Here is a 20396-nt window from a genome sequence, read left to right as displayed (position 1 = left end):
TAAAAAAGAGGGTGTTTCCTAAAATTTCTGAAATCAGAAACCCCAATTCCTAAATAGCTTTAAAATTCGTACATAACTAAAGATGAATTGAGTAAATACTCTTAATTTTAAAATCAAAAAAGCGGTTGAAATTAATTTTTCGACCGCTTTTTTGATACATTCTGCAATACTAAACTCTATTCTAATAATACTTTTCCATCCTGTATAATTCCCTGATTTTGAATTGAGTAGAAATGATTTCCTCTGCCGATGTCTCCGACCAAGATTTTAGTTTTCTTGACAAAAGTAGTTTCTGCTACTTTTTGACCTAATACATTGTACAATTGGAAAGTACTTTCGCCTTCTAAATCAGTTTCAATATTAAGTTCATGAATTGCAGGATTTGGAAATACTTTGTGAGCATTAATTTTAGGCTCAATGGTAGTAGTTTCAATTCTTGCGGCATCATAAGCCGAACCACCATTAGGAATTATTGCATCAGGGCTAACTTTAATGGCATTACTTGCCGAACTCACACAACCATTAACCGTACAAGTAGCAGTATAAGTCGTAGCAGTATTTGGACTGACTGTGATAGAATTCCCAGTAGCACCATTACTCCAAGTGACTGTACCATTACAGCCTGTGGCTGTGAGGGTAGTTGTGGTGGTTTTGTTTTCTTTGATTTTTATAATCCAGTAATCCATTACTTGACCCCCATAATTAGAAGAGTTTGATGAACTACCAAATATATATTCACCATCTGGAGTTAGTAATAAGTCATATTTACTACCACCAAGACCAATTCCTTCAAAAGTTTTATCCCAAACTTTTTGACCATTAGCGTTAATTTTTATAAGCCAATGACCTTGAGTCTGTTCCGATTTATCTATACTAATACCTGAAAAAGAAGAACCGCCTAATAAAAATCCTCCATCTGGGGTAACCATAATTTTCATAAGCTCATCATTCTTATCTCCTCCAAAAGTTCTATCCCAAATTTTTGTGCCTTTGCTATCAAGTTTAATAATCCAAAAATCATCATATCCTATATCACCTCTATAATTTTCAGATTTATCACCACTGATACTTGAACGAGAACTCCCTCCCAGTAAAAAACCACCATCTGGTGTTAAAATGACATCTGGAGACTTTTCAGAGTTATTTCCTCCGAAAGTCTTATCCCATATTTTTTTGCCATTTACATCTATTTTTATAATCCAGTAATCAGAAGTATAAAGACCTTTGCTATTCTCAGATTTATCACCACTAATATTTGAATTAGAATCTCCCGCTAATAAATAACCACCATCTGAGGTTTGGACAATATTAGAAAGTATATTGGTACTGGTGCTGCTACCTCCAAAAAATTTAGCCCACTGTTTGTTTCCATTGACATCTACTTTCACTATTAGATAATCATTATATCCGTTAACTCCTGACTGAGAAGTACCACCAATTAAAAATCCTCCATCTGAGGTTCTTATTATTTTAACAAGGTAATCATCTTTTGTTCCCCCAAAAGTTTTATTCCAAATATTCTTTCCATTTGCATCTATTTTGATAATCCTATAATCCCTCCCTGTTCCTATATTCGCAGAAGAAGTACCACCAATTAAAAATCCTCCATCAGAAGTAGTAACGATTGAACTCATGTCACTTTCCATGCCTTCATAAACTTTATTCCAAATTTTATTACCGTCTGCATTAACCTTTACAATCCAACCACCTACAATATCTTCAGATTTATCGCCACTGATGATATTTGATGAAGAATTACCTCCCAATAAATAACCACCATCTTTGGTAGGAACAATACAGCTTAGATAATCATACCAATTTCCTCCATAAGTTTTCTCCCACTGCTTAACCACTGAACTTGCAGTTGTTGATTTAGATGTAATGGTAGGAGCATTTGGTTTTGCTAAGACAGTAACAGTGGTTGCAAGAGAAGAATCACTTTTACAGCCATTGATTGCACAAATTGCTTTATAAGATTTTGTAGCCGTTGGTGAAACTGTTATTGAAGTACCCGTCAAGCCACCAGTCCAAGTCAGAGTCCCACCTGAACAAGCGGTTGCACTCAACACCGCACTTCCGCCAGCACAAATGGTAGCATTACTTACTGTGATTTTTGGTTGTATGGGTTTTGGATTTACCGTAACAGTTACCGCAGCACTTGAATCACTACTAATTCCATTTTGAGAACAAACTACTTTGTAAGTCTTTGTAGCTGTTGGTGAAACAGAGATACTATTGCCCGTTAAACCACCTGTCCAAGTTAAAGTTCCACCTGTACAAGCAGAAGCAGTTAAGGTGGCGTTTGTTCCTGGACAAATAGTAGCATTACTTACTGTAATGATTGGAGTGGTTGGTTTTGTTACTGTAACAGATACTGTAATGGGATTGCTTGCCGAACTAATACATCCATTCACCATACAAGTAGCAGTATAAGTAGTAGCAGTACTTGGACTGACTGTAATAGAATTCCCAGTAGCACCATTACTCCAAGTGACTGTACCATTACAGCCTGTGGCTGTGAGGGTAGTTGTAGTAGTTTTGTTTTCTTTGATTTTTACAATCCAGTAATCAGCTTGTCCTTGTACAGAGGGTTCGGTTTTATCACCACTAATTCCTGATTCAGAATATCCTCCAAGTAAAAAACTCCCATCATTGGACATTACAATATTTGTCAAATCATCGCTTCCATCACCTCCCAGTGTTTTATCCCAAATTTTAGTCCCATTATTGTCAATTTTTACTATCCAATAATCAACGTATCCTTTTAGCACATCGGACTTATTGCCGTTAATTGCTGAGCCAGAATATCCCCCTAATAGATAACCATTATCAATTGTTGCATTCATACTTTTAAACAGGTCAACATTGTCACCCCCAAAAGTTTTATCCCAAACCTTAGTACCACTAGCATTAATCTTTATTATCCAATAATCATAAAGACCTTTTGTTTCTGATTTATCTCCGCTAATATCTGAAATAGAATAGCCTCCTAACAAATAACCTCCATCATTAGTATTAAGAACGCTGTAAAGTTGATCAACAGTATTTCCTCCAAAGGTCTTATCCCATACCTTATTACCGTTAGAATTTATCCTTACAATCCAATAATCAGAAACACCCTTAGAAGCTTCTGACTTATCTCCACTTAAGCCAGATGACGTTGTTCCTCCTAATAAAAACCCACCATCAGTAGTATTTACAACGCTTGCAAAATAATCGTCATCACTACCGCCAAAAGTTTTATCCCAAATTTTGATGCCACTACTATTTATTTTGACCATCCAATAATCAGAGCCTCCTCTTGATGCTTCTGATTTATCTGCACCCTTATTCGAAAATGAATTTCCCCCTAATAAAAATCCGCCATCAGTAGTAGCTATAATACTTGAAAAAAAATCTTGTCCGACTCCTCCAAATGTTTTATCCCATATTTTATTACCATTACCATTGATTTTAATTATCCAATAATCAGCAATATAAGCATTATAACTCCCTCCATCTCTTGAAGGTTCTGATTTATCCCTACCTACATTGGAATCAGAATTTCCAGCTAAAACGTATCCGCCATCATTAGTTGTAAGAATACTTACAAGATTATCGGTTCCATTTCCTCCAAAAGCTTTTTCCCAAACCTTGTTTCCATTTACATCAATCTTTATGAGCCAGAAATCATCATTTATAATTCCATCTGATGTAGTTCTGGTTTCTCCGCCTAATAGAAACCCTCCATCAGAAGTGGCAATCATAGTTCTGATTTTATCTGTTGCTTTGGCTTTAAGCGTTTTCTCCCATTGTTTAACCACAGAACTCACAGTTGTCGATTTAGATGTGATGGTAGGTGCATTCGGTTTAGCTAAAACATTAACAGTTGTTGCAAGGGAAGAATCACTTTTGCATCCATTTACCATACAAAGAGCTTTGTATGAACTGGTCTTAGTTGGCGTAACTGTTACCGAACTTCCTGTTAAATTACTTGTCCAAGTCACTGTACCTGCACAGCCTGTGGCTGAAAGTATCGCACTTGTTCCTAAACAAACACTGGCATTATTACTTTGAGCAATTGGTGTCGTTGGCTTTGGACTAACTGTAATTATCACTGCTGTACTTGAATCGCTTTTACAGCCATTTACTGTACAAAGTGCTTTATAAGAAGTTGTCTTATTTGGTGTTACTGTTACCGAACTTCCTGTTAAATTACCTGTCCAAGTCACTGTGCCTGCACAACCTGTGGCTGAAAGAACTGCACTTGTTCCTAAACAAACGCTTGCATTATTACTTTGAGCAACTATTGTTGTTGGTTTTGGAGTAACTGTAATCGTCACTGCTGTGCTTGAATCGCTTTTACAGCCATTTACTGTACAAAGTGCTTTATAAGAAGTTGTTTTGCTTGGCGTTACTGTTATACTACTCCCTGTTAAATTACCTGTCCAAGTCAATGTACCTGTACAGCCTGTGGCTGAAAGTACCGCACTCGTTCCTAAACAAAGAGAGCTATTATTACTTTTCGCTGTTGGTGTTGTTGGTTTGGGATTAACAGTAATCGTCACCGCCGTACTTGAATCACTTTTACAGCCATTTACCGTGCAAAGGGCTTTGTAAGAAGTTGTCTTATTTGGTGTTACCGTTACAGAACTCCCTGTTAAATTACCCGTCCAAGTGACTGTACCTGCACAACCTGTGGCTGAAAGTACCGCACTCGTTCCTAAACAAAGAGAGCTATTATTACTTTTCGCTGTTGGTGTTGCTGGTTTTGTAGTAACTGTAATCGTCACTGCTGTACTTGAATCACTTTTACAGCCATTTACTGAGCAAAGGGCTTTATAAGAAGTTGTCTTATTTGGTGTTACCGTTACAGAACTTCCTGTTAAATTGCCTGTCCAAGTCAATGTGCCAGTGCAACCTGTGGCTGTTAGAACTGCACTTGTTCCTTGGCAAATACTGCTGTTATTGCTTTGGGCTACTGGTGTTGCTGGTTTTGGAGTAACTGTAATCGTAACCGCTGTACTTGAATCACTTTTACAACCATTTACTGTACAAAGAGCTTTATAAGAAGTTGTTTTGCTTGGCGTTACCGTTACCGATGTTCCTGTTAAATTGCCCGTCCAAGTAAGCGTGCCTGCACAACCTGTGGCTGAAAGTATCGCAACGTTTCCTAAACAAACACTGGCATTATTGCTTTTTGCAACTGGAGTTGTTGGTTTTGGAGTAACTGAAATCGTCACTGCTGTACTTGAATCACTTTTACAACCATTTACTGTACAAAGGGCTTTGTAAGACGTTGTTTTGTTTGGTGTTACCGTTACAGAACTTCCTGTTAAATTGCCTGTCCAAGTCACTGTACCTGCACAGCCTGTGGCTGAAAGAACAGTACTTGTCCCTAAGCAAACATTTGTATTATTAGTTTGAGCAACTGGTGTTGCTGGCTTTGGAGTAACTGTAATCGTAACTGTTGTACTTGAATCACTTTTACAACCATTTACTGTACAAAGAGCTTTGTAAGATGATGTTTTGCTTGGCGTAACCGTTACTGAACTTCCTGTTAAATTGCCCGTCCAAGTAACCGTGCCTGCGCAGCCTGTGGCTGAAAGTACCGCACTCGTTCCTAAACAAAGAGAACTATTATTACTTTTTGCAACTGGAGTTGTTGGTTTTGGAGTAACTGTAATGGTCACTGCCGAGCTTGAATCACTTTTACAGCCATTTACTGTGCAAAGGGCTTTGTAAGTACTGGTTTTTGTTGGTGTTACCGTTACAGAACTGCCTGTTAAATTACCTGTCCAATTCACTGTACCTGCACAGCCTGTTGCTGTTAAAACTGCACTTGTTCCTAAACAAACTGAACTATTATTACTTTTTGCAACTGGAGTTGTTGGTTTTGGAGTAACTGTAATAGTAACCGCTGTACTTGAATCACTTTTACAGCCATTTACTGTACAAAGAGCTTTATAAGAAGTTGTTTTGCTTGGCGTTACCGTTACAGAACTTCCTGTTAAATTACCTGTCCAAGTCAATGTGCCTGCACAGCCTGTGGCTGTCAAAACCGCACTTGTTCCTAAGCAAACACTGGCATTGTTGGCTTTCGCTACTGGAGTCGCTGGTTTTGGATTAATCGTAATCGTCACTGCTGTGCTTGAATCGCTTTTACAGCCATTTATCGTACATAAGGCTTTGTAAGAAGTAGTTTTTGTTGGCGTTACTGTTACTGAACTCCCTGTTAAATTACCTGTCCAAGTCAATGTGCCTGCACAGCCTGTGGCTGTCAAAACCGCACTTGTTCCTAAGCAAACACTGGCATTATTACTTTTCGCAATTGGTGTCGTTGGCTTTGGAGTAACCGTAATTGTCACTGCCGTACTTGAATCGCTTTTACAACCATTTACTGTACAAAGGGCTTTGTAAGACGCTGTTTTGCTCGGTGTTACCGCTACAGCACTTCCTGTTAAATTACCTGTCCAAGTCACTGTACCTGCACAACCTGTGGCTGAAAGTACGGCAACGTCTCCTAAACAAACCGAGCTATTATTACTTTTTGCAACTGGGGTTACTGGTTTTGGTGTAACTGTAATCGTCACTGCTGTACTTGAATCACTTTTACAACCATTTACTGTGCAAAGAGCTTTGTAAGAAGTAGTTTTTGTTGGCGTTACCGTTACAGAACTACCTGTTAAACCACCTGTCCAAGTCACTGTACCTGCACAACCTGTGGCTGAAAGTATCGCACTCGTTCCCAAACAAACAGAGCTATTATTACTTTTCGCTGTTGGAGTTGTTGGTTTTGGAGTAACTGTAATCGTCACCGCTGTACTTGAATCGCTTTTACAGCCGTTGACTGTACAAAGTGCTTTGTAGGATGCTGTTTTGCTTGGCGTAACTGTTACCGAACTGCCTGTTAAATTACCTGTCCAACTCACTGTGCCTGTGCAACCTGTGGCTGAAAGTGTAGTACTCGTTCCTAAACAAAGAGAGCTATTGTTACTTTTCGCAACTGGTGTTGCTGGTTTTGGTGTAACTGTAATCGTCACTGCTGTACTTGAATCACTTTTACAACCATTTACTGTACAAAGTGCTTTATAAGAAGTTGTCTTATTTGGTGTTACCGTTACAGAACTTCCTGTTAAATTACCTGTCCAAGTCAATGTGCCTGTGCAACCTGTGGCTGTTAAAACCGCACTCGTTCCTAAACAAACAGAACTATTATTACTTTTCGCTGTTGGAGTTGTTGGTTTTGGAGTAACTGTAATCGTCACTGCAGTACTTGAATCGCTTTTACAGCCATTTACCGTACAAAGGGCTTTGTAAGTACTTGTCTTGCTTGGTGTAACTGTTACACTACTTCCTGTTAAATTACCTGTCCAACTCACTGTGCCTGTGCAACCTGTGGCTGAAAGTGTAGTACTTATTCCTAAGCAGACACTGGCATTGTTGGCTTTCGCAACTGGTGTTGCTGGTTTTGGAGTAACTGTAATTGTTACGGCTATACTCGAATCACTTTTACATCCATTTACTGTACAAAGTGCTTTATAAGTACTCGTTTTACTTGGTGTTACTGTTACACTACTGCCTGTTAAATTACCTGTCCAAGTCACTGTGCCTGTGCAACCTGTCGATGTCAGGGTTGCACTCGTTCCTTGACAAATACTGCTGTTGTTCGATTTCGCTACTGGGGTTGTTGGCTTAGGAGTAACTGTAATCGTCACTACTGTACTTGAATCACTTTTACAGCCATTTACTGTGCAAAGGGCTTTGTAAGTGCTTGTTTTACTTGGCGTAACTGTTACAGAACTGCCTGTTAAATTACCTGTCCAAGTCACTGTACCTGCACAGCCAGTGGCTGAAAGAACTGCACTTGTTCCTAAGCAAACATTTGTATTATTACTTTGAGCAACTGGTGTTGCTGGTTTGGGAGTAACTGTAATTGTTACGGCTATACTCGAATCACTTTTACAGCTATTTACTGTACATAAAGCTTTGTAAGAAGTTGTTTTTGTTGGTTTAATAGTAATTGTATTCCCTGATAAACCTCCTGTCCAAGTGATTATTCCATTCTCGCAAGCATTGGCAGTTAAAATAGTTGATACCCCTTGACATATCACTGTATTTGTAGTGGTAATGGAAGGTGAAAGTGGTTTAGAAATTAGATTTACAGGGTCACTTTCACGCACAGGATTTGTACTTACAATTCTGATTTTATATTTATCAAGCCAACTTTTGTCAGAAATTGATATTAGAATCTGTCCATTTACTTTTGAAGTTACAAAACCTAATACTTTTGGAGATGTAGGAAACTCTCCTTTTTCATCAGAAAGTTCTACTTTAAATTGATTATTTGCGTCGAAAACACCTTCAACAAGGTACGGAATCTGTATAGAACCAGTCGAACAAGCCACAATATTATTCAGGGCTATTCTAACAAGTTCATTACTCAATACAAAGGTTTTAGTACCAACCACACTCCACGCATTATTCACATCTTTTACTCTTAATTGTAGAAAATGTTGTCCGTTTGTAAGTCCTAAATTATTAAGATTAATATCAAATAACAGATTTTGAATTGTTTGTCCAACCTTGAAACTAATAGCTTTACCTTTACCTATTCCAGGGTCATTATCAATAAAGTATTCAGCATAAACCAATTCAGGCAAAGGCATTCCTAATGTTGGACTTTCTTTAATAAATGCTCTTGCACTTGAGATACTCCAATTTCCTAAAGCATCTTTGTATCTGACTGTAATAAGATGTAAGCCTTCTGATAATGTCGAAGGAATATTAATGGTTAGGTTATGTTCGATAGTACTATTTGCCGTGATTTGTACGGCAGTTCCTTTCCCAAAACCGGGGTCATCATCTATAAAATATTCTGCATAGACAAGATTAGGCAAAGACGAAGTACCAATAAGACTTTCTTTGAGAAATGAACGAGGGCTTGAAATACTCCAATTCCCTAAAGCATCTTTATATCGAACGGTTATGGTGTGTAGCCCGTCAGTTAATGTAGAGGGTAAAGGTATTGTAACGGAATGTTCTATACTACTATTGGCAGTAATTGTGATTGAACTTCCTTTTCCAAAACCGGGTTCATCATCTATAAAATATTCTGCATAAACAAGATTAGGCAAAGGCGAAGTACCGATAAGACTTTCTTTGAGAAATGAACGTGGACTTGAAATACTCCAGTTTCCCAAATCATCTTTATAACGAACAGTTACTACGTGAATACCATCACTCAAATTGGCAGGAAGTAATACAGAAAAAGTATGTTCAAAATTACTACTTTTAGCTGCAAGTGTGATAGCTGTTCCTTTCCCAAAACCGGGGTCATCGTCGATGAAATACTCTGCAAAGCTGATATTTGGGCTTGTAGAAGTACTGATAATACTATCTTTAATAAACGAACGTGGACTTGAAATACTCCAATTCCCCGAAGCATCTTTGTATCTGACCGTGATAAGATGTAGTCCATTACTCAATGTTGAGGGCATTGTAACCGAAAAGGTATGTTCGATAGAAGAACCTGCGGTAATTGGAATAGATATTCCTTTCCCAAAGCCCGGGTCATCATCAATAAAATATTCAGCATAGACGATATTTGGACCTATGTTGATATTAAAAGTAGATGTAAAACTATTACTAAGTGTAATTCTCGAAAGGTTTTTTGTGCCAAAGCCATGATTCGGGTGTAAGTATCCCAACATAAAGGCAATGACATATATATAGGCTCTCAGTAATTTCCGAGAGAATGAATACTTTTCCATAAATTCGCTGTTTGTGTAATTAGCTCAAAAAAAATACAATCACAATCAAACTATGTTAATTACCAGAACGAACGTTAATAGTGATTTTCAAAGGTGTATTCACCGTGCCAAATCCACTACTATTAAATGTAGTTACTGTAGGAATATTAGGTAAGCCAGACTGAACATAGGGATTAACGCCTGCATATATACCTATGGGCGTTTTACCAGCACCAGCCGTTTTAGCAGGAGAATTATCAGCTAATTGAAGATTGGCTTCTAAGGTATTAATATCATCCCAAGGATTACTTATCTTGAAGATAGTAGAGATATTGACGTCATTTACATTGCCAGAACCACTTGGCAAACCCGCAGGAGAAGTACAAATATTGTTGCTAATGGAATTTCCTACGGCACTTTTATCAAAAATACCAGTTGTATATGTTCCAGTATCAATAATATTATTGGAGAAAATACAACCTTCTAAATCATAGAGCAGACTTCCTCCTAATTCAAAAACATTATTTATTATGGATGCTCCTGAAAGATATGTTACTCTACTACTATTTAGAAAAATGTTATTACTAATGATACAGTTTGCACTTTTTTTATTACTGTTATATCCATTCACTCCACTATACATTACCAAAGACTGTATTAGGCTAAACCTGTCAGCATCAATGTCTACTCTATCATCAAGCCTACAACGTTTAAGAGTAATATTTTCTACATTAACATCAATTGCATTTGTAATATGTAAACCTATTAGTGTGGTGTTTTGGCTACCTTGATTGAAATATACATAACTCAGAATAGCCGTTCTTCTATCAAATGAAGCATTTGTATTATTGGCTAAATGAAAGCCGTTGCCAATAATGGTTAATTTTTTTGTAATAGTAATTGAACCATAACTTGTTGAAGATGGGTCTAAATAAATAATATCACCGTTTACAGCAGCTTTTTGGGCAGCATCAAAAGAATCATAAACTCCAACACCTTTAACACCAGTTGTGTTATTGACACGGAGAATATTCTGAGCAAAAGTGATTTGCGAAACAAAAAAAAGGGCGAGGAGGAGAAGTTTTTTCATGGTACGGGTTAATTTTTAATTTAGAGTTTTTGTCATCAAAATCATGATGAACATTAACAAATGTAAAAAGTTGCTATTGACTTTTAAGCTATTTTGCTGAAAACTTATTTTACGGCAATTGAGTATTTTGAGTGATAAAAAATATAAATAAGCGATGTTTTTTTGGGTTTTAGTTGAGCAGGAATAATACTTTGGTAAATGTTGTATGTGACAGTTTTTTTTCAAAATGTATTTTAACTCCCCAAAAAAAAGCATTTTACAAACCCCAAAAACAGAAAAATGCTGAAACCCTGTTTTTTGCTTCTCAATACGGTTTTTTAGTTTCTATAATACATTTATTAGAGACTGCTTTTCTTATTTTTATCTTCGTGATTTTAGGACTTGTATTGTACTAAGTCTTATATTTATATCTATTTTGCTTGAATCTATTTGTAAATAAATCACCCGTGATTTTATGCCTTTGCTACGTTTAAAATATACACTAACATTATTGATACTCATCTTTTTTGTTGTATTTGCTAAAGGACAAAATCCCTATCCTCGACTCTTGGAAGCTCAAAAAAGATTTAATCAAGCCAATGCCAGTCGAGATTCGGCTGAGATTGCGGAAGCAACCTATATTCTTGCTAAGCGTTTTATAGATTTAGGTTATGATGTTAAAGGTCAAAGATTACTTCTAAGAGCTTTAGCCATTAAAAAAGCTTTAAATCGCTATGAGGATGTTGGTAAAGTATTTCTGAGAATGGGGGAAATTGAAACCAATATTGAAAAGGCACTCAATTATAGACGACAGGCACTTAATTATTCGATAAAAGCAAAATCTATCAATGTGAAAATGGGGGCTTTTAGGGCTTTAGGTTATAATTACATGCTCTTAGAACGGAGTAAAGTGTATGCTAAAAAATATCCATGGGCATCAGATAGTGCAATCACCTATGCTAAAAAGACTATGCTAATAGCCGAAAGCCTCAAAAATCCTGTTGATTTAATTGAGTCTTATCTTTTGATGAGTCAGATTATGTCTTCCAAAGATTTAGAAAAGAGTATTTATTATAAAAGAAAACTATTAGATGTATGTAAAGCTAATAAACTCAATCATCGACTGATTGATTATTACTTGGAAATGGCAAAACAGTACATTCTCAGTAATAAATTACCCGTAGCTAAAATTTGGTTGGATAGTGCTGAAACCTATTTTAGGATTGAAACAAAGATTTATCATCGGCAACAAGTAGCTATTCTTCAAACCAAAGCTTCTTATTATGAAAAATTGGGTAACTGGCAAAAGGCTTTTTCCTACCAAGTGGATGCTACAAATGTAGAATTAAGACTGTTAAATGAGTATCGAAACGTTGCCATGAAAACAGTAAACATTGCCTATGAAAATGAAATAAAAAACCAACAATTAATTGCCCACCGAAGAGAGATTGAGTTACAAAAGAAAAATATTGAGGCTCACAAGCAATTTACAATCGTTATTACTATTTTACTTTTGCTTGCAGGTATTGTATGCCTACTTCTGGGTATCTTATTTATTAAATACAAAAAAATTAGCCGTTTAAATGCTCTCTTATTAAAAGAGCAAAATCATAGAACAAAGAATAATCTTCAATCTGTTTCAGATTTATTAAGTCTTCAACTTTACGGACTTTCCGACCAAGTGGCTGTTGAAGCTTTGCAGGAAGGTTTGTTGAGGGTAGAGGCGATGCTTTCTATTCATGGAAATTTATACAGAGGAGAAAAACTAATTGAAGTAAACCTCCAAAGGTATATTCCTGATTTGGTAAATAATGTTTTAAGAACCTATCACATCCAAGAAATGCAAACTGATTATACTATTGCTGTTGACTGGCTTCATGTCGAAAAAGCGACTACTCTGGGGCTTATTATCAATGAACTTGTCACCAATGCTTGTAAATATGCCTTTGCGAATCATACTAATCCGCATTTACAAATTATTTGTACTAAAAATAGTGGTATCATTAGTTTGAAACTTTGTGATAATGGTAATGGGTTTTCCCTTGAAGAGACAAAATCAAAATTTGGGCTAAAACTAATACATCTGCTCTGTGAGCAAATAAATGCGAAAGGAAAATACTCTTTTAAAAATGGTTGTTGTTTTGAGCTGTCTTTTGAATTGTAGTAAAAAACACTTACATGAATACACTATACTGTTATGCTTACTGAAAAAAATATACTTATTGTAGAAGACGATTTAATTCTTGCCGAAAATATTAAGCAAAGTCTTCAGAAAGATGGCTTTCATATCGTTGGAATTGCCAATACTTTAAAAACCGCCGTGGCAATCATGGGGAAGCATGAGGTAAATCTTGCTCTGATTGATATCCAACTCAAAGGAAATGATAATGGCGTACTTGTGGCTTCAGAAATAAGAGCAATAAAACGCATACCTATCATCTACATTACAGGAAATACGCCACTTGAACTTCATGAAGCGATGGAAAAAACTTGTCCTGCGGCTTTTTTAGAAAAACCGCTAAGAATGCGGGAGCTTTCGGTACAGATAGATTTGGCCTTGAAAAACTTTAGTAATGGCATTTTTTCAGAGGTAGAAGTAAAACAAGAAGACTCTATCTATATAAAAGAAGTAAACAAATCTTTTTATGTGAAAATACAAACTAAAGAAATCTTGTTCGTTGAGGCAGATAAGATGAAATCAAAAATATTTTTAACCAAAAGCGAATACGCCAGAATATATCCAAACTTACCCAATCAGTACATTAGTGTTGCTGTTCCGATGATTCGTCTTACAGATAAGTTACCTTCAAACTTTATTTCTTTTCATAAATCATATCTGGTCAACCCAGATTTTATTGACAAGATAGACCCTACCTGTATTTTTGTGCAGTCTCATAAAATTCCAATTCCAGACGGCAAAAGCAAAAGTGTTCTCAGTAAGTTTAATATCATAAGAGGTAAGTAGTAATGCTATAACAATTTTTTCTTATACCATTTCTTAGGATACAACCGCATTACTTTGTCTATCAAAATAAATGCTAAAAGGCTACTGAATATTCCTACAAATGAGCCTCCCAAAACGTCTTCAGGGAAATGTTGAAAAAGGTAGCATCTTGAATAACCTGCCAAACAAGCTAAAAATAAAAACAGTACGGATAAGTATTTATTTGGAAGAAAAATTACCAATAAAGTAGCAATCGAAAAAGCGGTAATGGTATGTCCCGAAGGGAAACTATTATGTATATGAATCGTAAGCCCGTCCACAAAATGCCAATCAATATTTTTTCCAGCAAAAAAAAGGTGTGGGCGAGGTGTATCAAAACTGAACTTTAAACATACTGAAAGTAACGACCCTAAAGCTAAAGAAACTGTAAGCGTCAAGGCTTGATAAAATCTGATAAATAGAAAAACGACAATGATTGCTCCAAAAAACCAGCCTTCGCCCATTTGGGTAGCTCCTATAAAAAAAGAATCAGCCCAATTACTGTAATGGCTGTTGATGATACTCATTTGGGTTAATTTATCGTAACTAAGCACCCAAATAAGTATTGTTAGCCAGATAAATAGGTACAAAGTGAAGTATAATGAGTTGTTTTTCAGTATTTGTTTCATATCGCAAAGGTCGTGAGTACAAAGATATTTGACAATAAGTAGCTGTAATATTTTGTTCAATACTTGCCTTTGTGAAAAATACTCCCTAATTTTGCAGACTTTTCGATGAAACCAAGTGAAAAAGAGCATATTAAATACTTTTAGAATTGACATATTTCGCCTTGAAAACAAGCAGTATTTGCATGAATTTGAGGGAGATGATAATTTTTTTGCCGCTTTAGAACAGGATTTAATTGAAAAAGGACATTTTAAGGCACAGGTAACGCTTGATAAGTCGGAGGTGATGATACAGCTATTGTATCATATCGTAGGGTCGGTTGAATTAACCTGCGACAGAAGTTTAGATACTTTTGATTTCCCGATTGATGTTACTCAACGCTTAATTTTGAAGTTTTCGGATCATACCGAAGAAGTTTCTGACGAACTGATATTAATTGACAGAAACACTCAGTATATCAATGTAGCTCAAGATATTTATGAGTTTATTGGTCTACAAATTCCGATGAAAAAACTTCACCCTCGCTTTATTAATGAAGAGCAAAGTTTGAAAACATTCGATGAAGACGACGATGCTTTTGATGATGAAGAAGAGTTTATCTGGGAAGATGAGGGCGAAATAGTTTATTCAACTTCTACTGATGATGGAGAGGAAGAGGAGGAAGAAAAAGCAGAAGATGCTGAACCAGAAATTGACCCACGCTGGGCAATTTTAAAGAAATTGAACAATAATTAATCGATTTGTTCTGTCAAGTACAAATCACATTTCATAATTCACGAATCATAACATAAAGAAATAAGAAAATGGCACATCCTAAACGGAGACACTCAACGACTCGTAGAGATAAAAGACGTTCACACGATTTTGGAACTCCAAAAACTATCACTACAGATCCAACAACTGGAGAAATTCACTTACGCCACCGTGCTCACGTGTTCGAAGGAAATTTGTTTTACAAAGGTAAAATGATTGTAGAAGGTTATGCTGCACAAGCATAATATATTGATTTTGGCTACATTTTTGCGTGCTTAATGTACTGAATATCAATATTCAAAGTAAGAATTGACAAAAAAGAATCAATTTTCAAAACTATTTTCATAGAAAAACGCTGTTTCACACTTCATAAAATGTTATTTTTGTCATTCTGTTAGTGAATAACCAAATAATAATTGAATGAAGATAGGGATTGATGCAATGGGCGGAGACTACGCCCCAAAAGCTATCGTTGAAGGAATAGTATTGGCAGCACAAGAATTACCGGCTGGTGTAACTATCGTTTTGATAGGTAAAACTGCCGAAATTCAGCAAATTATTGATAACCAAAATTTTTCGGGTTCTAACATTGAAATTGTGGAAGCAAATGAAACAATAGAAATGGGTGAACATCCTGTAAGAGCATTACAGTCTAAACCCAATTCCAGCATAGGAGTTGGGTTTAAACTTTTAAAGACAGGCGTAATAGATGTATTTGCTTCAGCGGGCAATACAGGAGCAATGATGGTTGGTTCATTGTTTTCTATTAAAACTATTGAAGGAATTCAGCGTCCTCCAATCGCTGGCTTTGCTCCTCAAATAGATGGCAACCTCGCCGTAATTCTTGATATCGGTGCTAATGCTGACGTAAAACCTGAAATGTTAGTTCAATTTGGCATTTTGGGTTCTATTTATGCTAAAGCAACAATGGGAATAGAATCGCCAAGAGTAGCTTTGATGAACATTGGTGAAGAACCTGAAAAAGGCTCGGTAATTGTTCAACAAGCTTATAAACTGCTGAGCGAAGAGAAAAAAATCAATTTCGTTGGTAATATCGAAGGAAAAGATTTCTTCAAAGCCAAAGCCGATGTTATCGTGACAGACGGCTTTACAGGAAACATTCTCCTAAAAATGGGAGAGTCTTTGTATGGAATCTTATCGGATAGAGGTATTAAAGATGATTTTGTTGACAAAACAAATTATGAAGCAGTAGGCGGAAGTCCGATTATTGGTGTGAATGGTAACGTTGTTATTGCTCATGGCTCATCGTCTGCTTTAGCTACTAAAAATATGGTTCATCTTTGCCATAAAATCGTTGAATCTAAGCTTACTGAAAAAATTAAAAAAGCATTTGCTTGAAGTAATATCGAATGATAATATAAAATGCTAAAAGAGAATTTGTTTCTCTTTTAGCATCAAATTTCATTTTGTTATTTGCTCATTTCCCTTAAAATCATGACCAAAATCACTGCAGCAATCACGGGAGTACAAGGTTATGTCCCCGAAGATATATTGACTAATGAAGACCTTGCAAAATTTGTTGATACCACGGATGAATGGATTGTAAGCCGCACAGGCATTAAAACACGTCATATTTTACGTGGTGAAGGCAAAGGTACGTCTGTAATGGCAATTGAAGCAGTAAAAGGGCTATTAGCAAAAACTAATACCAAACCCGAAGAAGTAGATCTACTTATTTGTGCTACTATTTCTCCAGATCACTTTTTCCCTGCAACTGCTAATATTATTTGTGAAGCCGTTGGGATTTCTCATGTAGGTTCTTTTGATATTGCTGCAGCTTGCTCGGGCTTTTTGAATGCACTTACTACGGGTGCGATGTTCATTGAAGCTGGTCGCTATAAAAAAGTAGTGGTGGTTGGGGCAGATAAAATGTCTTCTATTGTTGATTATACCGATAGAACCACTTGCGTACTTTTTGGTGACGGTGCCGGAGCTGTTCTTTTAGAAGCTAATACTGAAGGTTTAGGAATTCAAGACTTTATTCTTAAATCGGATGGCTCAGGAGCAAATCATCTGATTCAAAAAGCTGGAGGAAGTGCTTATCCACCAACTCACGAAACTGTTGACCAACGATTACATTATATTCATCAAGAAGGACAAGCGGTATTTAAGTTTGCTGTAACAAGAATGGCTGACGTTTCTGCCGAAATTATGGAACGTAATCATTTAACAGGTGAAGACGTAGCTTTTTTAGTACCTCATCAAGCAAATAAAAGAATTATCGACGCTACTGCTAATAGAATGGGCATTGGTCCTGAAAAAGTGATGCTCACAATTCAAAAATATGGCAATACCACTGCTGCTACCATTCCACTGTGTTTATGGGAGTATGAATCTCAACTCAAGAAAGGCGATAATCTAATTTTAGCGGCTTTCGGAGGTGGATTTACTTGGGGTAGTGTGTATTTGAAGTGGGCAATTAATTCTTGAAAAGTTTATATTTAGTCTGGTTAAAACAATATTATAATTTATTTTAGGATTTATAAATAAAAGACTAATTTTGCAAGACGCTTTATTTTATCAGTAAACAACAAAATTTATTAAAATTAATTGAGGGCTTTCAAAAGTAACAATCTAACACTTTTGATAACCAAATAACAAAATGGCAACTACTGCAGACATCAAAAACGGTTTAGTAATTAAATTTAACAACGATTTATATTCAATTATTGAATTCTTGCATGTAAAACCAGGAAAAGGTCCTGCTTTTGTAAGAACAAAATTGAAGTCTTTAACTTCAGGAAAAGTAATTGATAATACCTTTAACTCAGGGGTGAATATCTATCCAGTAAGAGTTGAACGTAGAGTATTTCAATATTTATATGCTGAAGAGTTTGGTTATACCTTTATGGATAACATTACTTTTGACCAAATTACACTTAACAAAGAAATGGTTGAGGCTGCTGATTTGATGAAAGAAGGACAAGAAGTTGAAATCTTGATCAATGCAGAAACAGAATTGCCAATTTCATGTGAAATGCCTCCATTTGTAGAATTAACCGTAACTTACACTGAACCAGGCATTAAAGGCGATACTGCCAACTCTCCTAAAAAACCTGCTACTGTAGAGACAGGTGCAACGATTATTGTACCTTTGTTTATTCAAACTGACGAAAAAATTAAAGTAGATACTCGTACTTATGAGTACGCTGAAAGAGTAAAGTAACCCAACCACACTCCCTAACATGGAAAACAAAGAAATTCAGAAACTTCTTGACTTTATTGCACAATCAACCCTTGATGAAGTAAATATTGAGACTTCAGAGTTAAAATTGTCAGTAAAAAGATATGGTGTAGCTCCTGTTATTCAGCAAGTAGCTGCTCCTGCACCAGTTGTAGCTGCCCCAGCTCCAGTAGCTGCTGCTCCAGCTTCAGCCCCTGCTGCACCCGCTGCTCCAGTAGCTGCCGCACCTGCTGCTGCAAGTAACAGAGTAACGATTAAATCTCCAATGATTGGTACTTTCTATCGTTCTGCAAGTCCAGATTCTCCTTCTTTTGTAGAAGTAGGTAAAGATGTTACAAAAGGCAAAACTGTTTGTATTATTGAAGCTATGAAATTGTTCAACGAAATTGAATCTGAAATCTCAGGTAAAGTAGTTGAAATTTTGGTTGAAAATGCAACTCCAGTTGAGTTCGACCAACCTCTATTTGTAGTTGAAGTGGCTTAATTTGAAAATTGATTGATTTGAAAACCTTCAAATATATTTTTGGTTTTCAATGAATACATTCTCAAATTTTCAAATTCTCAAATTGAATCATGTTTAAAAAAATATTAATCGCCAACCGAGGTGAGATTGCTCTTCGCATCATTAGGACTTGTAAAGAAATGGGTGTGAAAACGGTGGCTGTTTACTCAACTGCCGACCGTGAAAGCCTTCATGTGAAGTTTGCTGATGAAGCGGTTTGTATTGGGCCACCTCCAAGCCGTCAATCTTACTTAAATATTCCAGCTATTATTTCGGCTGCTGAAGTTACTGGGGCTGATGCTATTCACCCTGGTTATGGATTCTTATCTGAAAATGCTGAATTTTCAAGAATTTGTGCTGAGTATGGCATCAAATTTATCGGAGCTACTGCCGACCAAATCAACTCAATGGGCGACAAGGCAACAGCGAAAGATACCATGAAAAAATCTGGAGTTCCTGTAATTCCTGGTTCTGATGGTTTGATTGATACTGTTGAAGAGGCAAAAGCTTTGGCCAAAGAAATCAAATATCCTGTTATCATCAAGGCAACTGCTGGTGGTGGTGGACGAGGTATGAGAATCATCCGCAAAGAAGAAGAATTTGATAAACTTTGGACGGATGCTAAAACTGAATCAGCTGCTGCATTTGGAAACGACGGTCTTTATATGGAAAAATATGTTGAAGAACCTCGTCATATTGAAATCCAAATTGTAGGAGACCAGTACGGTACAGTTTGCCATTTATCAGAACGTGACTGTTCAATCCAACGTCGTCATCAAAAATTGTGTGAAGAAACCCCTTCGCCAGCCCTTACTCCAGAGCTAAGAGCAAGAATGGGTGAAGCTGCCATCAAAGGTGCTGCTGCGATTGGTTATGAAGGAGCAGGAACGATTGAATTCTTAGTTGATAAAAATGGTGATTTCTACTTTATGGAAATGAATACTCGTATCCAAGTAGAACACCCTATTACTGAGGAAGTTACAGATTTTGACTTGATTAAGGAGCAAATAAAAGTAGCCGCTGGAATTGCGATTTCGGGGCAAAATTATTTCCCTAAACTATACGCATTAGAGTGTCGTATTAATGCAGAAGACCCTAAAAATGGCTTCCGTCCATCTCCAGGGAAAATTACTAATTTACATCTTCCAGGTGGAAAAGGAGTAAGAATTGATAGCCATGTATATACTGGTTACACAATTCCGCCAAACTACGATTCAATGATTGCTAAGGTAATTGTTTCAGGACAAACCCGTGAAGAAGTACTTTTACGTATGAAACGTGCTTTACAAGAGTTTGTGATTGAAGGAATTAAAACAACTATTCCATTCCACATTAAATTGATGGATGACGAACGTTTTAAATCAGGACAATTCACAACTGCTTTCATGGATGGTTTTGATTTGAGCGACCTGTAAGTAATACTTTTAGATATTGAGGCTATGTTAGAATTATACTTGTAATTTTAACATAGCCTCTTTTTATTGTATCATTCACATTTTCAATGATATATATCTTATAAAGCATAA

Annotated in this window: 12 protein-coding genes; 9 read left to right on the top strand and 3 right to left on the bottom strand. The window is 36.4% G+C overall.

Features of this window, described 5'->3' with window-relative positions:
- Positions 1-176: 176 nt before the first annotated feature.
- Together VB248_RS19795 and VB248_RS19790 are read right to left on the bottom strand one after the other, a co-directional pair.
- On the bottom strand, positions 177-9752 hold the full coding sequence (locus VB248_RS19795) for a T9SS type A sorting domain-containing protein (protein ID WP_323298565.1): 9576 nt from the start codon (positions 9750-9752) through the stop codon (positions 177-179).
- Between the two features lie 55 nt (positions 9753-9807).
- Complete coding sequence (locus VB248_RS19790) at positions 9808-10821, bottom strand: right-handed parallel beta-helix repeat-containing protein (RefSeq protein WP_323298564.1); 1014 nt, start codon at positions 10819-10821, stop codon at positions 9808-9810.
- A 454-nt stretch (positions 10822-11275) separates the two neighbouring features.
- Here VB248_RS19790 and VB248_RS19785 point away from each other — a divergent pair, with 454 nt between their 5' ends.
- Together VB248_RS19785 and VB248_RS19780 are read left to right on the top strand one after the other, a co-directional pair.
- Positions 11276-12964 carry a sensor histidine kinase gene (locus VB248_RS19785; RefSeq protein WP_323298563.1) on the top strand — a complete coding sequence of 563 codons (1689 nt, stop codon included), beginning with the start codon at positions 11276-11278 and terminating at the stop codon, positions 12962-12964.
- A 33-nt stretch (positions 12965-12997) separates the two neighbouring features.
- A complete protein-coding gene (locus VB248_RS19780; RefSeq protein ID WP_323298562.1) occupies positions 12998-13765 on the top strand; it encodes a response regulator transcription factor in 768 nt (255 codons plus the stop codon).
- A 5-nt stretch (positions 13766-13770) separates the two neighbouring features.
- On the opposite strand, the gene VB248_RS19775 is transcribed toward VB248_RS19780, so the two are convergent.
- The gene (locus VB248_RS19775) at positions 13771-14412 is read right to left on the bottom strand and encodes a phosphatase PAP2 family protein (RefSeq protein WP_323298561.1); all 642 of its coding nucleotides are present in this window, start codon (positions 14410-14412) and stop codon (positions 13771-13773) included.
- A 115-nt stretch (positions 14413-14527) separates the two neighbouring features.
- Between VB248_RS19775 and VB248_RS19770 the strand changes: the two genes are divergently transcribed.
- The 7 genes from VB248_RS19770 (at position 14528) to accC (ending at position 20285) form a co-directional block, all read left to right on the top strand.
- Entirely contained in the window at positions 14528-15145 is a 618-nt protein-coding gene (locus tag VB248_RS19770) for a YceD family protein (protein WP_323298560.1), read from the top strand.
- 68 nt (positions 15146-15213) lie between these two features.
- Positions 15214-15408: a 50S ribosomal protein L32 gene (gene rpmF / locus VB248_RS19765; RefSeq protein WP_323298559.1), complete on the top strand. Its 195-nt coding sequence runs from the start codon at positions 15214-15216 to the stop codon at positions 15406-15408.
- A gap of 175 nt (positions 15409-15583) precedes the next feature.
- Positions 15584-16522 carry a phosphate acyltransferase PlsX gene (plsX, locus tag VB248_RS19760; RefSeq protein ID WP_323298558.1) on the top strand — a complete coding sequence of 313 codons (939 nt, stop codon included), beginning with the start codon at positions 15584-15586 and terminating at the stop codon, positions 16520-16522.
- Between the two features lie 96 nt (positions 16523-16618).
- Positions 16619-17614, top strand: a complete 996-nt coding sequence (locus VB248_RS19755; protein ID WP_323298557.1) for a beta-ketoacyl-ACP synthase III — start codon at positions 16619-16621, stop codon at positions 17612-17614.
- Positions 17615-17786: 172 nt separating this feature from the next.
- On the top strand, positions 17787-18350 hold the full coding sequence (efp, locus tag VB248_RS19750; RefSeq protein ID WP_323298556.1) for an elongation factor P: 564 nt from the start codon (positions 17787-17789) through the stop codon (positions 18348-18350).
- A gap of 19 nt (positions 18351-18369) precedes the next feature.
- Positions 18370-18852, top strand: a complete 483-nt coding sequence (accB, locus tag VB248_RS19745; RefSeq protein ID WP_323298555.1) for an acetyl-CoA carboxylase biotin carboxyl carrier protein — start codon at positions 18370-18372, stop codon at positions 18850-18852.
- 89 nt (positions 18853-18941) lie between these two features.
- A complete protein-coding gene (gene accC / locus VB248_RS19740) occupies positions 18942-20285 on the top strand; it encodes an acetyl-CoA carboxylase biotin carboxylase subunit (protein ID WP_323298554.1) in 1344 nt (447 codons plus the stop codon).
- The last annotated feature ends 111 nt before the right edge of the window (positions 20286-20396 follow it).

The organism is Arcicella rigui, from assembly GCF_034929435.1.
Lineage (GTDB): Bacteria > Bacteroidota > Bacteroidia > Cytophagales > Spirosomataceae > Arcicella > Arcicella rigui.
This window is presented reverse-complemented; position numbering and strand designations above follow the sequence as displayed.

What these genes read in the sequence shown, in the direction of transcription:
- VB248_RS19795 (WP_323298565.1), bottom strand. Translation starts at nt 9,752, where the DNA reads ATGGAAAAGTATTCATTCTCTCGGAAATTACTGAGAGCCTATATATAT.
- VB248_RS19755 (WP_323298557.1), top strand. Translation starts at nt 16,619, where the DNA reads ATGACCAAAATCACTGCAGCAATCACGGGAGTACAAGGTTATGTCCCC.
- VB248_RS19785 (WP_323298563.1), top strand. Translation starts at nt 11,276, where the DNA reads ATGCCTTTGCTACGTTTAAAATATACACTAACATTATTGATACTCATC.
- accC (WP_323298554.1), top strand. Translation starts at nt 18,942, where the DNA reads ATGTTTAAAAAAATATTAATCGCCAACCGAGGTGAGATTGCTCTTCGC.
- VB248_RS19790 (WP_323298564.1), bottom strand. Translation starts at nt 10,821, where the DNA reads ATGAAAAAACTTCTCCTCCTCGCCCTTTTTTTTGTTTCGCAAATCACT.
- accB (WP_323298555.1), top strand. Translation starts at nt 18,370, where the DNA reads ATGGAAAACAAAGAAATTCAGAAACTTCTTGACTTTATTGCACAATCA.
- plsX (WP_323298558.1), top strand. Translation starts at nt 15,584, where the DNA reads ATGAAGATAGGGATTGATGCAATGGGCGGAGACTACGCCCCAAAAGCT.
- VB248_RS19780 (WP_323298562.1), top strand. Translation starts at nt 12,998, where the DNA reads ATGCTTACTGAAAAAAATATACTTATTGTAGAAGACGATTTAATTCTT.
- VB248_RS19775 (WP_323298561.1), bottom strand. Translation starts at nt 14,412, where the DNA reads ATGAAACAAATACTGAAAAACAACTCATTATACTTCACTTTGTACCTA.
- efp (WP_323298556.1), top strand. Translation starts at nt 17,787, where the DNA reads ATGGCAACTACTGCAGACATCAAAAACGGTTTAGTAATTAAATTTAAC.
- rpmF (WP_323298559.1), top strand. Translation starts at nt 15,214, where the DNA reads ATGGCACATCCTAAACGGAGACACTCAACGACTCGTAGAGATAAAAGA.